The 13214-nt window shown below is 34.4% G+C and carries 14 protein-coding genes; 7 read left to right on the top strand and 7 right to left on the bottom strand.

What is annotated here, in order from left to right:
- Positions 1 to 2 precede the first annotated feature (2 nt).
- The gene (gene pgmB / locus HH304_RS16385; RefSeq protein WP_169683676.1) at positions 3 to 653 is read right to left on the bottom strand and encodes a beta-phosphoglucomutase; all 651 of its coding nucleotides are present in this window, start codon (positions 651 to 653) and stop codon (positions 3 to 5) included.
- Between the two features lie 336 nt (positions 654 to 989).
- Between pgmB and HH304_RS16390 the strand changes: the two genes are divergently transcribed.
- The 4 genes from HH304_RS16390 to HH304_RS16405 are packed head-to-tail and all read left to right on the top strand — an operon-like array spanning position 990 to position 2977.
- Positions 990 to 1286 (top strand): GNAT family N-acetyltransferase, encoded by a 297-nt coding sequence (locus tag HH304_RS16390; RefSeq protein ID WP_169683684.1) that lies wholly within the window; start codon positions 990 to 992, stop codon positions 1284 to 1286.
- A 13-nt stretch (positions 1287 to 1299) separates the two neighbouring features.
- Complete coding sequence (locus tag HH304_RS16395) at positions 1300 to 2064, top strand: DUF547 domain-containing protein (protein WP_169683686.1); 765 nt, start codon at positions 1300 to 1302, stop codon at positions 2062 to 2064.
- A complete protein-coding gene (locus tag HH304_RS16400; protein ID WP_169683689.1) occupies positions 2054 to 2752 on the top strand; it encodes a TIGR04283 family arsenosugar biosynthesis glycosyltransferase in 699 nt (232 codons plus the stop codon). The genes HH304_RS16395 and HH304_RS16400 overlap by 11 nt, the downstream gene beginning before the upstream one ends.
- 3 nt (positions 2753 to 2755) lie before the next feature.
- Positions 2756 to 2977: a DUF3820 family protein gene (locus tag HH304_RS16405; RefSeq protein ID WP_169683699.1), complete on the top strand. Its 222-nt coding sequence runs from the start codon at positions 2756 to 2758 to the stop codon at positions 2975 to 2977.
- A gap of 55 nt (positions 2978 to 3032) precedes the next feature.
- Here HH304_RS16405 and HH304_RS16410 read toward each other — a convergent pair whose 3' ends face one another.
- Positions 3033 to 3749: a hypothetical protein gene (locus tag HH304_RS16410; protein ID WP_169683702.1), complete on the bottom strand. Its 717-nt coding sequence runs from the start codon at positions 3747 to 3749 to the stop codon at positions 3033 to 3035.
- A gap of 163 nt (positions 3750 to 3912) precedes the next feature.
- Here HH304_RS16410 and msrB point away from each other — a divergent pair, with 163 nt between their 5' ends.
- A complete protein-coding gene (gene msrB, locus HH304_RS16415) occupies positions 3913 to 4404 on the top strand; it encodes a peptide-methionine (R)-S-oxide reductase MsrB (RefSeq protein ID WP_169683704.1) in 492 nt (163 codons plus the stop codon).
- Position 4405: 1 nt separating this feature from the next.
- On the opposite strand, the gene HH304_RS16420 is transcribed toward msrB, so the two are convergent.
- From HH304_RS16420 to HH304_RS16430, 3 genes are read right to left on the bottom strand one after another with little or no spacing between them, the layout of a single operon-like run.
- The gene (locus tag HH304_RS16420; protein WP_169683706.1) at positions 4406 to 5428 is read right to left on the bottom strand and encodes a glycoside hydrolase family 113; all 1023 of its coding nucleotides are present in this window, start codon (positions 5426 to 5428) and stop codon (positions 4406 to 4408) included.
- A gap of 20 nt (positions 5429 to 5448) precedes the next feature.
- A complete protein-coding gene (locus HH304_RS16425; protein WP_169683710.1) occupies positions 5449 to 5661 on the bottom strand; it encodes a heavy-metal-associated domain-containing protein in 213 nt (70 codons plus the stop codon).
- 10 nt (positions 5662 to 5671) lie between these two features.
- Positions 5672 to 7912: a heavy metal translocating P-type ATPase gene (locus HH304_RS16430; RefSeq protein WP_169683717.1), complete on the bottom strand. Its 2241-nt coding sequence runs from the start codon at positions 7910 to 7912 to the stop codon at positions 5672 to 5674.
- Positions 7913 to 8081: 169 nt separating this feature from the next.
- Between HH304_RS16430 and HH304_RS16435 the strand changes: the two genes are divergently transcribed.
- Positions 8082 to 8780, top strand: a complete 699-nt coding sequence (locus HH304_RS16435; protein ID WP_169683726.1) for a uracil-DNA glycosylase family protein — start codon at positions 8082 to 8084, stop codon at positions 8778 to 8780.
- Here HH304_RS16435 and HH304_RS16440 read toward each other — a convergent pair.
- Both HH304_RS16440 and HH304_RS16445 read right to left on the bottom strand, forming a co-directional pair.
- Positions 8751 to 10739 (bottom strand): IGHMBP2 family helicase, encoded by a 1989-nt coding sequence (locus HH304_RS16440; RefSeq protein WP_169683783.1) that lies wholly within the window; start codon positions 10737 to 10739, stop codon positions 8751 to 8753. The two genes, HH304_RS16435 and HH304_RS16440, sit on opposite strands and share 30 nt — an antisense overlap.
- A gap of 112 nt (positions 10740 to 10851) precedes the next feature.
- Positions 10852 to 11463, bottom strand: a complete 612-nt coding sequence (locus tag HH304_RS16445; RefSeq protein ID WP_169683787.1) for an FMN-binding negative transcriptional regulator — start codon at positions 11461 to 11463, stop codon at positions 10852 to 10854.
- Between the two features lie 105 nt (positions 11464 to 11568).
- Between HH304_RS16445 and HH304_RS16450 the strand changes: the two genes are divergently transcribed.
- A complete protein-coding gene (locus HH304_RS16450) occupies positions 11569 to 13182 on the top strand; it encodes an ABC-F family ATP-binding cassette domain-containing protein (RefSeq protein ID WP_169683841.1) in 1614 nt (537 codons plus the stop codon).
- Positions 13183 to 13214 lie beyond the last annotated feature (32 nt).

Raw genomic sequence — 13214 nt, forward strand, 5'->3', positions numbered from 1 at the left:
GGTTATTTCAAACTTTCAAGCTCCTTGATGGTAACTTCAGCCAATGAAGGTTTTACTATCGTGGCTTTGTTTAACACATCAGGATTTCCGATTCCTACTGTCAGGAAACCTCCATTCTGTGCTGCTTCAATTCCTGCAACAGCGTCTTCAAAAACAATTGTATTTTCAACAGCAACACCTAATTGCTCAGCTCCCATTAGAAAAATCTGAGGATCAGGTTTAGCTTTTGTTATCATTGTTCCATCAACTATAACATCAAAGAAATCCATCATATCAAGCAAGGTAAGGCATAGCTTTGCATTCTTGCTTGAAGAGCCAAGACCAATTTTGATATCATTCTGTTTTAAAGTTTTAAGGAAATCGAGGGTTCCTGGTAGTTCATCTCCAGGTGTCATTTCATTGACGAATTCTAAATACCAATCATTTTTCTTAGCAGCAAGTTCATCCTTTCTCTCTTGAGAAATTTCCTTATTTCCCTTTTTAAGAATAATATCTAATGAATCCATTCGGGAAACACCCTTCAACTCTTCATTATCCTCTTCGGTAAAGTTAATTCCGAGTTCTTCTGCTAATCTTTTCCAGGCTAAATAGTGATATTTTGCCGTATCAACGATGACCCCGTCCAGGTCGAAAATACATGCTTTCACCTCCATTTTGAGTTGTCGTAATTAATGTCTACTTAGGTTATACAGTTGTCAAATATAAACCGCTGGTTAAATTGAACAAATAATCGAGGTAAAACTTAACTGGTGTTTTCCAGTGAATTGAATCTCAAATACTTCTCGCAAACGATTGAGATTTATCCAAAATGCTTTTTAGCTCCCAAAAATAATTTCAAGTTTTTTTTTGAAAGCAATCTTATTTTGTCATCAAATTATAAAATCACATTATATTGATACTGAATTATTGATTTTACGCAAACGGTTACATAAGAACCAGGGCAATTATTTGCTATTTTACTATTATAATTTACTTCAAGATTTTTAGAAATGAACGAAGCAATAGAAATAAATCACCGTGATGGAGAAACCAGGGGAGTTTTTTACATTCCAGGAGTTAATCGACGAAGATTAGCAGAAATCATATATTCAAGATCAGGTACGAAGTATATCATTATTGAACACACTTTTGTTACAAATTCACTCAGAGGTAAGCAAATAGGTCGTGCTCTGGTCGATAAAGTTGTGGAATTGTCAGAAAAGGAATCAAGAAAAATTATACCCATATGTCCGTATGCCAACAAATTAATGAAGTCTGATTCATCTTATCATTATATTATTGCATAATCGAAAAAGTTTTATGCGTTATCTGTTTATCATATTTGTTTCTTTAATAAGTCTGGCAAGTTGTAATGGTCAGACATTTGAATTTGCTCAAAATACCACACCCCCAGACCATTCACCTTTCTCAACATTGCTCAAAAAGTATGTTGATGATCAAGGAATGGTTGATTACAAAGGTCTTAGGGAAAACAAAAATATACTAGACAACTACCTTGAAACACTGAGTAACAACCCTCCTTCTCAAAATTGGAGTGATAATGAACAATTAGCTTATTGGATTAATGCATATAACGGATTCACATTAAAACTAATAGTTGATAATTACCCGGTAAAAAGTATTAAAGATCTTCATCCCACAATAATGATTCCACTAGTTAAAACGGTGTGGCATAGGAAGTTTTTTAAGATAAATGGAGTTGACTTTAATCTTGATGAAATTGAACACGGAATTTTAAGAAAACAGTTTAAAGAACCCAGAATTCATTTTGCCATAAATTGTGCTTCATTTTCTTGTCCTCCATTAAGAAATGAGGCTTTTACAGCAGAAAAATTAGATAGTCAGCTTCAAGAACAAGCTATATGGTTTATAAATGACTCAAAGAGAAACATTATAAAAGATGATGGTGAAGTCTACATATCTAAAATATTTAGCTGGTTTAAAGGAGATTTTACCAAGGAAATTTCTCTTATTGAATATCTGAACCAATACTCTTATACCAAAATTAACAGCGATGCATCTATTAATTATATGGAATATGACTGGAATCTAAATGAACAATAATTTATCAGTTATTATACCGGTACTTAATGAAGAAGAGAATTTAAAAAAACTTATTCCTTACCTAACCTCATGTCTCGATTCCACTGATGAAATAATTATAGTTGACGGTGGAAGTGTTGATAATTCTAAAGGTGCTATCACGGAATCAAATAATATCAAATGGCTGAACTCTAAAAAGTGCTCAAGAGCATCTCAATTAAACCTCGGAGCAATAAATGCAAACAACGATATTCTGTATTTCCTACATGCTGATGCCCGTCCTCCTACCTGTTTTAAAAAGTCAATAATCAAAGCTTTGGAAAATGGTCATCGTATGGGTGGGTTTAAAATGAAGCTTAAACCAAGATCCAGACTATCATTTTTAAGAATTAATTCATATCTGTCTGGAAAGAAAGGATTTTTTACTGGAGGTGGAGATCAATCACTATTTATTCGAAAGTCAGATTTTGAAAGCAGTGGAGGGTTTAATGAAAGGTATTCAATAATGGAGGACTTTGAGTTCTATCATCAAAATTTGAACATCTATGGTTATCATATTATCCAGAAAGAAATTAAAGTATCATCAAGAAAGTATAAAAATAACATTTGGTTGTGGGTTAATTTCATTAATGGAGTAGCTTTGATTCGATTTTTTATGGGGCATAACCCTGAAAAGATCAAAAGTTTCTATTATAAAATGCTCAAGTAAAGAATGTTCAATAAGGAAATACTTAAGGATATAGTAACTGTCAAAATGCCTTTTGGGAAGTACAAGGACAGATTAATAGCAGATCTGCCAATCCACTACCTGGAGTGGTTTAAACGTGAAGGATTTCCACAAGGGAAATTAGGTGTATTGCTAGAAACGACTTTAGAAATCAAAATGAATGGGCTTGAGGAAATTATCTATAACTTAAAAAAGATGTACAAATAAAATAGGAGGCTAATTTTAGCCCCCTGTTTGCAAGTAAATCAAGAAAATTCTTTATTTAGTTTTCAAACTCAATATTTACTTCAAATAAAGAATCGTCCTCCCCATTATCTTTTAAATTTTTAAGTATCATTTCGTAAAGTGAACTATTATCATCTTCACTGATAACTAGAATATTATTTTGATCTTTACTCCCTTTAAAAATTAAAGCTGAATCTATACTATCAAAAATTCTTTCGGCATTAAATTTTATCTCTACTAGTTCTTTACCTTCAAATTCAAGATTACTTTCTGATTGAAGTTCAATCTCCAGATAATCAGATATTCTTAACTCAAAAGGAATAGAAATATCCTCTGAATCTGTGAATACACCCTTTAAAAGTAAGGCATAATCATCCTTCTCATTATCAAGCTTTAACCCGAATTTGATGTTCTCATAAGTTCCTTTAGCTAGACTTAATTGAGGTAATACAGGACTTGACTCTCCGGTCAACAAATTTAATCTTGTCTTGGTATTACTCTCTATTTCGATTTCTGTTTTATTACTTCCGGCATGAAAATAAACTTCCTCCAGACTAAATGATGCGTCGGTAAATAGTAATTCAATATTATTTGAATCAGCTTCATAGGGTGTTGCTATACTCGAAGGATTCATTTTAACATCATAAATTAACTTACTGTCATTCGGTGAAGTTTTGTCGTCAGAGCAAGAAGCTAAAATTAAAAAAGAGATAACTAATAGGGCTGAAAGATTATAAAACTTGCTGATTATCATAAAGTTAAAAATTTGATTTTTTTTCAATAATTTTCAAACAGCATGCCATCGTAACATTTTTGTGATAATTTTTTTAACAAAATGTAAGAAAATCATCCAATCTATATGATTTAATATCCGTTATAACAGTAAAAAGCTATCAAAAGTCAATAATTGAGAAATCATGAATAGAATAATTCTTATTTTATTAATCAGTTCAGCTGTTTTATTCAGTTCCTGCGGGCAATCAGATCCACAAAATGTAGAATCTATGAACAACCATAAATTCACAGTTGTTAAGTCTGACAGTGAATGGAAAACTGTTTTGACAGATGAAGAATATAAAGTTCTAAGAGAAAAAGGAACAGAAAGAGCGTTTACAGGAAAATTTGATAAACATTATGATGATGGTGTATATACCTGTGCCGCTTGTGGTACCAAATTATTTTCATCAGATACCAAATTTAATAGTGGTTCCGGATGGCCGAGCTTCTATGCTCCCTACTCTAAAAAGAATGTGTTACTAATTGAAGATAAGTCTTTGGGTATGCTAAGGACAGAAGTTGTATGCTCGTCATGTGGTGGTCACCTGGGACATGTTTTTGATGATGGACCAAATCCAACAGGACTTAGATATTGTATTAATTCAGTTTCTCTGGATTTTGAGAAAAAGTAATCTAATAGCCTGAATTATAATGCTTTTTTATAATATCCTCAGCCTTTTTCCCTTGAAAAATAAAAGCATCTCTTTGGTGGAATTCTTGGCTGGGAATAGTTTTCATGAAATATTTCCAGCTAAATCCACCATACCACCATTCCTCATTTCTGAAAACCGATAACAACGCATCATAAGCTAGAGCCTGATTTTCTTCATTATAGCTTTCATTTTCAACCGACCAATGACCTTTATGTGAATTGGTTTTACTCATGTAACCATATTCAGTAAAAATAATCGGCTTCTTTATATCATTCTCAAATGATTTCAATTCTTGTAACCATGGATCCCAGGCATTTTTTAATGATTCAATATTTAACGAATCATCATTTTTGACCGGAAGCGGGAAATAAGCATTAATACCGACTATATCCACCTCATCCCAAAATTGAATATCAGAATAGTTGTCCCAATTAGCTGAATATAATATTTTACCCTTATAAATAGTCCTTATATCTGATATCAATGTTTTCCATTTCTCCGGATACATTTTAGTCAGATGCCTGAATTCATTTCCAATAGAAAATAATTCCACATTTAATGAATCCGCTACCCTGGCATAATTCCTTATATAATCAGTATAATTACTGAACCATTGGTCAACTGAATCTATATCAAGCTTAAAGTCACCCGGCCAGCCCTCTCCAGGAACCCAGATATGAGGTTTTAGTAATACTTCAAGATTTTTGTCATGAGCCTGTTTGATGGTCTGTATTACACCTTCATCTTTTTCTCCCCACCATTGTCGTGAATGATTAAAAACAACTTTGGTATGCCCGTTTCTTGAAAATCCAAAAGGGATAATTGCTACATGGGAAACTCCCATTTCTTTAAGAGAATCAAAATATACAGGATCAAATGGTTGTGGTGGAGCTACAAGACTAACTCCCCTGTATTTTATCTTGGAATGAGAATGCGAAGTATCATTAGTTTTACCGCAGGATATAACCAATATAGATATAACTACAACTAATAAACTTCGCATATTAAGTATTCTAAATAAAATTAGATTTTATCAATCTTAAATCCGGCTTTCACCACAGCATCGATAACCTGCTGCGGATCTGCATCGCCATCAAAAGTAACTGATAAAATCTTATCCGGATTATCCGTATCTACTTTCCATTCGTCTACATCATCAAGTTCATTAAGAAAGGGTGTAACTGATTTTATACAGTTTCCACAATTTATATTTGTCTTGAATTTGATACTTTCCATAAGTTATAAATTATCTTTTATTTCTTAATAATAAACTATTTGTAACAACTGAAACTGAACTAAACGCCATTGCAGCACCAGCTATCATCGGGTTTAGTAACCATCCGGTAATTGGATATAAAACTCCGGCTGCGATTGGCAAAGCAACAATATTATATATAAATGCCCAAAATAGATTTTGTTTTATGGTATTAGTTGAATTCCGGCTTAATTTAATTGCCTGGATAATTTTAGAAAGATCACCTTTCATCAATATTATTCCTGCACTATCAATTGCGACATCTGTTCCTGTTCCCATAGCAATTCCAGTATCAGCAAGTGCCAGTGCTTCAGCATCATTAATGCCATCGCCAGCCATCGCCACATTAAAATTCTTTGATTGAAGCTCTTTTATGATCTTTCCCTTATCTGTAGGCATCAAATCTGATTGATAATGCCTGATACCAACTTCTTTTGCAACTGCTTTGGCCGTTACATGATTGTCACCAGTCAGCATTTCAACCTCTACACCCTCATCTCTTAGCTTTTCTATTGCCTCTTTTATACCAGGCTTAACCTTGTCTTCAATAATAGCAAAACATACAATTTCACCATTTCTTGAAACATAGACTTTCGTACCTGCTTTAAGATCATATTCAATATGCTTTGCCTTTATATATGGATCTAACAACCGGGCATTGTGATCCTCCATCATCTTTAAGTTTCCAATGGCAAAGCTGGTACCCTCGATTTTCCCTACAATACCTTTTCCTGGTTGATTTTGAGGATTTTCTACTTCTATTTCAACTATGTTGTGATTTTCATTTTGTAACCCATCAATAATTGACTTTGCCAATGGGTGTTCAGATTGCTTCTCAAGTGAAAATATTGAACTTTCAAGTTCTCTTTTTTCTTTAGGACCAAGCCCATTCATCCATACAATCTCTTTTAATTGTGGTTTTCCCTCTGTTATTGTACCAGTTTTATCTAAAACCAGGATATCTGTTTTATGTAAAGAGTCAAGACTATCTGCATTACGGATTAAAATTCCCTGGTCAGCTCCATTACCAATACCTGCCATCAAAGCTGTTGGTGTAGCTAAACCAAGGGCACATGGACATGCAATAATCAGCACAGTAACTAATACAGACATTGCATGAGATAATTCAGGTGAAGGACCTATGAAATACCAGCATAAAGCTGAAACAACTGCAATAGCAATAACTATTGGAATAAATACAGCTGAAATCTTATCAGCAACTTGTTGAGCTTTTGGTTTATCAGCCTGAGCATTTTGTACCATCGAGATAATCTGGGAAAGCAGAGTATCAGAGCCTACTTTGGTTGCCAGTACCTTAAGAGCCCCATTTCCATTAACGGCACCGGTATAAACAATGTCTTTCTTTGTTTTAAAAACAGGTACAGGCTCACCTGTAATCATACTTTCATCGAGGTAACTCTCTCCTCTCTTTATCTTTCCATCTACTGGAATTCTTGCTCCTGGCTTAATTAAAACCAGATCCCCGGCAATAACTTCCTCAACGGAAACTTCAATCTCTTCTCCATTTCGAATAATTGATACGGTAGAAGGTTGAAGCTTAATAAGATTTTTTATTGCAGATGTTGTTTTCGATTTTGCACGTTCTTCAAGAAATCTGCCTATTAGAATAAGAGTAATAATTACAACTGCTGACTCAAAATATATATGTGGCTCAATACCTCGTGACAACAAGTATTGTGGATTTATTGTATTGAATACACTATATACAAATGCTATTCCTGTACTCAAGGCAACTAAAGTATCCATGGAAAGCTGTCCATGTCGAATTCTCTTATATGCATTAGCATAAAATTCGCTTCCTGCATAAAATAATACCGGAATACTAAACATCAATGATATTTCTGCTGCAAACGGAATTTGATTATTCAGAATCATCGATATAATAAATACCGGCACTGTGAAAATTATTGATATGATTAGCTTCCTTTTTAATAGAGCCAGTCTTACTCCTTCGCGCTGCTCTGTTTCTTTAACCTGTTCTCCGGCAGATCCAAGAATTAATCCATAACCAATTTTCCTGGCAGCAGACTCCAGCATCTCTTCATTTACAAGGTCTTGATGGAATTTTATATCTGCAGACTGATTAGCATAATTCACGTTTACTGAAGCTACTCCATCAAGTTCCTTTAAATACGACTCTAACGAAGTAGCACATGATGCACAGGTCATCCCTGTAACCGATGTATTTATATGTTTGATATCACTATTCATTTAATTTAACTCAAATCATTAATTCAGAACGTAAATAATGAGTTAGTGTTGGCCATATTTATATCTAATTCAACATGTATCTTACCTGCCAAATATTTGAAGTTTATATCTTTCAATTATAACTTACAATAATAGTATTTAGCAAACTTTATTATAGTAGAAACTGTTTATGCTTTCCAGAGATTTATTTGTTTACCATTCACAATTGCAAGAGAATTTTCCAGCCGAAAATATTCCCGCCCACATAAAGGTCTTGTACCCTTATGAAAGTCAGCAAACTCTTGAAAACATTAAACTTTTCTTTGAAAAATATTATAAGGACGAGAGAAACAGAACAATAATTCTTGGTATTAACCCCGGAAGATTTGGAGCTGGCGTTACCGGGATCCCATTTACTGACCCTGTGTTTATGGACAGTATATTAGGAATATCGAATAATTACAATAAAAAACACGAACTTTCATCTCAATTCATTTACAAAATGATAGATGCTTATGGTGGTCCGGAACTTTACTATAATGATGTTATTGTTAGTGCTGTTTCTCCTCTTGGCTTTGAGCAAGATGGTAAAAACCTGAACTACTACGATGATAAGGGCTTAAAGAACAAAATCTATGATTATGCTGTTTACCAGCTTAGAAAGCTCATTAATATTGTCGGACCCCAAAAACAAATCATTAGTCTGGGTGGTGGTAAAAACCAGGATTATCTGGAAAAACTAAATGAAAAAGAAAAGCTTGTAGATAAGATCGTTGCTTTACCTCACCCCAGATACATAATGCAATACAAACGAAAATCTCTTGAAGACCATATTGATAATTATGTAAGTACCATCAGATCAGTCGTCGATATTAACCGAAAGATCTGATCCTTCAATTTGCCTTATCAGAGCTGAATAATACTTATTCATATTTAAGGTTTCTACATTACCAATTATGAATAACTTCTTTTTAGCCCGTGTCAAAGCCACGTTAAGCCTTCGGTAATCCGTAAGAAAGCCAATTCTTCCTTTATTATTTGATCTTACCAGAGACAATACTATTATTTCCTTTTCCCTGCCCTGAAAACCATCAATTGATTTGATTTCAAGCCCTTGAACATCTATTATTTTCTTTAGTAAGCTCACTTGTCCTTCGTATGGGCTAATTACACCTATATCTTCAGGAAAAACTCTAGAAAATAATAGAGCATCAATTACTTTTTTAACCTCACTAGCCTCCTCTTCATTGTAATAAGAATATGCCCCTTCCTTTTTTGCCTCTTTCCCGGCAACATTTATCAAAGAAACAGGTAAATCAGGTCGGATCAGACTATAATTTTGAGGGTCGTAGAATTTATCAGGTGAATTAAAACCGTTCAAATCCTTAAGCAGCTTATCTTTTGCTGATTCCGCGGCTTCTAATTGTCCCCCATAAAATGCCCTGTTGGAAAATTTCATAATCTCGGAATTCATACGATACTGAACTTCCAGCATGACACTAGAGGTTTTATATCCGTTTATCCATCTTTCGAAAAGTGATAGAAGTAAAGCCTCAGCCTCTTCACAAATCACTGTCGGAGGTAATTGCTTATGATCGCCTGCCATTATCCACTTCTTTGACTTGGTCATTGATATTAAGGATGATGGTTCTACAGATTGAGTACATTCATCAATTACCGTCACATCAAATTTGTATGGCTCTAAAACCTCACCTCCGGCAGCACTATTGGTTGATAAAACTATCTGAGCAGAGTTTATTAAATCACTCACTGCTTCTTCTTCTAACTTTTTGGCGTCGTCAACAAGCTTATTAACATTTTGCTGAATCTTTAGCCAATTAGCCATTCGATGGATCTTCTGAATTGGAATTCCTCGTGAAGTAGTCTTGTTTCGTGAAAATTTTAATATCTCCTGATCAGATAATCCTCTCCTGTTTTGCCCGTTAGGGACAGTAAACTTCTCCTGATCTTGTTTTAATTCATGTATAGTATTCCAAATGGCTGTAGCAGATTGAAAACCTTCTGTATTTTGAATCTGATAATCCAGACAAACTGGTATTAATTCAGGATGAATCCTGGCCGGATTTCCAATTCTTAACACCTTAACACCATATTTTATCAGCTTTTCTACCATATTATCCACTGCAGTATTTGAATCTGCAGTTGCCAGCACCTTATTTCCATTTTTTACATGCTGAATCATTATTTCAGTTAAGGTGGTAGTTTTACCTGTTCCCGGAGGTCCATGCAATAGAAATATATTCTTTGATTCAAGAGATTTCTTAACTGCAAATTTTTGCTTCTCGTTTAGATTCTGATTAATAAATTCCGGGTCAACCACACTATTACTATCAACTTCCGGATCTCTATGAAATAGCAATAAATCTGATAAAACCTGGTGAGGCTTAAGTTTACCTACTGCTTCAGACATTCTTTTAAACGTCACATCATTGGCATACAGGTCAACCCTTACTCCCTTACCATATACATAATGTGGAGGCATTGTTTGATAAGCTACAGTAATGGTCCCCTTTGTTAATTCTGTAACAACTGCATGCTCTTCTTTTCCTGAAGGGTTTCCGCTGCTTAAAATCACTAGATCTCCAACACTTATTTGAGTATCAGGTAGTTTCCCCCTTCCACCCAGTCTAACGAGATAAGTCCCACCTAATCCAGTACCGGCATCCTTACCTCTGACATCCAAAATAGCTCTTCCTCTCCTTTGACGCTCCTTTCCAGATAATGTCCTGATTTCCATTAACTGAGTTGCCATTTCCTCTTCACGCTCTAATTCAATGAGGCTCTTAAAATACTTTTGATAGAGCTTTATGTTTTTAATTTCTCTCAATCCGCTATGCTTTTATCATTTTAAAAAATACCTCTACCTCAATCTAAATTGATATACATAAGTATACTGAATAAGAAGTAATTATATTAGGTTAACTGAATAATAATTAGAATCATTTAACTTGATTAATAAGATTCTTAAGTTCGTTTGTAAACCTGATATCACGATCATCCTCTTTCATAACATTGTTAACTACTAGTTGATCATCAATTGTTTTATCTTGTGATAGTTTAAACCTGTTAACAATCGAATCAACTTTTATTTTGAAACCTTTTATATATGGCACAAGATGATTTATTCTCTCATCTTCTGGTTCAAGTTTCCAGTTTTTTGAATCAAGCCTGTCTGTCATAGTAACTAATAACTTCCCACTTTCCGAATCAGACAAAAACTCACAAGTACCAGTAACTTCAACATAAGCATAATTCCAGGTAGGCAACTGTTTCTTTGAAATATAATCATTTGGCGAGATGTAAGTATCAGGACCTTTAAATATCACCTTTAGTGTTCCTTTTTCAAGATTATTTACTTGGGGATTATTTCCATCAATATGTCCTAGTAAGTAAAGCTCATTGCCTTGAATTTCTGCGATCAGAGGCATAAAAGTGATATCCGGAATACCGGATTCATTTGTAGAAACTACCATAGCCAATGGAAATAACTCAATCAGTCTCAATGACATATCATGGTCAGCTTCTCTATAGTGTACAGGAGGGTATTTCATAAATAAGTTAATTTATATAGCACAGATCAAGATCGATCGGTTTGAATTTCATACCTTTGCAGCTTTAAAATTATCAAATGCCTAAGGGCAAACAAATACTTACGAATGATTTCAGTAAATAATTTAACCTTACAGTTTGGAAAACGTGTTCTTTTTGAAGATGTAAACCTTAAGTTCGTTAATGGCAATTGCTATGGTGTAATTGGTGCCAACGGAGCTGGTAAATCCACATTTCTGAAAATTTTGTCAGGTGAAATATCACCAAACGGTGGTCAAATTGCTTTAGAACCTGGTAAGAGAATGGCAGTTCTAAAACAGAATCACTTCGAATTTGATGAAGAAACTGTAATGAATACTGTTTTGATGGGACATAGCAAATTATGGTCTATCATGCAGGAAAAAGATGCCATTTATGCCAAACCTGATTTTTCTGAAGAAGACGGAATTAAGGCATCTGAGCTAGAAGCTGAATTTGCCGAGATGGATGGATGGAATGCCGAACCGGATGCTGCGGCTTTATTAAGCGGTCTTGGTATTCATGAAGACTATCACTTTTCTTTAATGGAAGATCTTCCTGGAACATTAAAAGTAAGAGTATTACTAGCTCAAGCATTATTTGGTGATCCTGATGTACTTATTCTCGATGAGCCTACCAACGACCTTGACCTTAATACAATTGCATGGTTAGAGGACTTCCTGCTTGATTTCAAAAATACTGTAATTGTAGTTTCTCACGACAGACACTTCCTGGATACAGTTTGTACTCATATTGTTGATATTGATTTCAAAGAAATAAACCTTTTTACAGGTAACTACTCTTTTTGGTACCAATCTTCTCAATTGGCAGCACAACAACGTACTTCAGCAAACAAAAAGGCTGAAGAAAAGAAGAAGGAACTTCAGGAATTCATTGCGAGGTTCTCTGCTAATGCTGCGAAATCAAAGCAGGCAACAAGTAGAAGAAAACTCCTTGATAAAATCAACCTTGATGATATCAAACCTTCAAGTAGAAGATACCCTGCTATTATTTATACTCAAAACAGAGAAGCCGGAGATCAAATTCTTGAAATTAACAACCTGAAGAAATCAAGAGAAGGAAGGATATTATTTGATAATGTTAACCTTAATGTCAACAAGGGCGATAAAATCGCAGTACTTTCGAAAGATGGTTTAACCACAACATCGTTTTTCGAAATTCTTGCTGGTGAGATGGAGCCTGATTCGGGTGAATTTAAGTTCGGACAGACTATTACAACTTCATATCTTCCTAATGAGAACGAAGAGTATTTCAAAAGCAATGACAACCTAATTGATTGGTTGAGGGAATATTCTGAGAATAAAGAAGAAGTTTATGTTCGAGGATTCCTCGGTAAGATGCTTTTCAGTGGTGAAGAAGTTCTTAAAAAAGTAAATGTACTTTCAGGGGGTGAGAAAGTGAGATGTATGCTTTCAAGAATGATGCTTACTGGTGGTAATGTTCTTCTTCTTGATGAGCCAACCAATCACCTGGACCTGGAATCAATTACTGCACTTAACAATGCATTAATGGAATTCCCTGGAACCATTTTATTTACTTCTCATGACCACGCATTTACACAGTCAGTGGCAACCAGAATTATAGAAATAGGTAAAAATGGAATGCTTGACAAACTAATGTCATATGATGATTATATCTCTGATAATAATATTGCGGAGCAACGAGCTGCAATTCATCAATAAAAAATAAGATTTCAATTAAAAGTAAAAGCCGG

This window comes from Marinigracilibium pacificum, assembly GCF_012926615.1.
Lineage (GTDB): Bacteria > Bacteroidota > Bacteroidia > Cytophagales > Cyclobacteriaceae > Mangrovivirga > Mangrovivirga pacifica.

What these genes read in the sequence shown, in the direction of transcription:
- pgmB (WP_169683676.1), bottom strand. Translation starts at nt 653, where the DNA reads ATGGAGGTGAAAGCATGTATTTTCGACCTGGACGGGGTCATCGTTGAT.
- HH304_RS16390 (WP_169683684.1), top strand. Translation starts at nt 990, where the DNA reads ATGAACGAAGCAATAGAAATAAATCACCGTGATGGAGAAACCAGGGGA.
- HH304_RS16395 (WP_169683686.1), top strand. Translation starts at nt 1,300, where the DNA reads ATGCGTTATCTGTTTATCATATTTGTTTCTTTAATAAGTCTGGCAAGT.
- HH304_RS16400 (WP_169683689.1), top strand. Translation starts at nt 2,054, where the DNA reads ATGAACAATAATTTATCAGTTATTATACCGGTACTTAATGAAGAAGAG.
- HH304_RS16405 (WP_169683699.1), top strand. Translation starts at nt 2,756, where the DNA reads ATGTTCAATAAGGAAATACTTAAGGATATAGTAACTGTCAAAATGCCT.
- HH304_RS16410 (WP_169683702.1), bottom strand. Translation starts at nt 3,749, where the DNA reads ATGATAATCAGCAAGTTTTATAATCTTTCAGCCCTATTAGTTATCTCT.
- msrB (WP_169683704.1), top strand. Translation starts at nt 3,913, where the DNA reads ATGAATAGAATAATTCTTATTTTATTAATCAGTTCAGCTGTTTTATTC.
- HH304_RS16420 (WP_169683706.1), bottom strand. Translation starts at nt 5,428, where the DNA reads ATGCGAAGTTTATTAGTTGTAGTTATATCTATATTGGTTATATCCTGC.
- HH304_RS16425 (WP_169683710.1), bottom strand. Translation starts at nt 5,661, where the DNA reads ATGGAAAGTATCAAATTCAAGACAAATATAAATTGTGGAAACTGTATA.
- HH304_RS16430 (WP_169683717.1), bottom strand. Translation starts at nt 7,912, where the DNA reads ATGAATAGTGATATCAAACATATAAATACATCGGTTACAGGGATGACC.
- HH304_RS16435 (WP_169683726.1), top strand. Translation starts at nt 8,082, where the DNA reads ATGCTTTCCAGAGATTTATTTGTTTACCATTCACAATTGCAAGAGAAT.
- HH304_RS16445 (WP_169683787.1), bottom strand. Translation starts at nt 11,463, where the DNA reads ATGAAATACCCTCCTGTACACTATAGAGAAGCTGACCATGATATGTCA.
- HH304_RS16450 (WP_169683841.1), top strand. Translation starts at nt 11,569, where the DNA reads ATGATTTCAGTAAATAATTTAACCTTACAGTTTGGAAAACGTGTTCTT.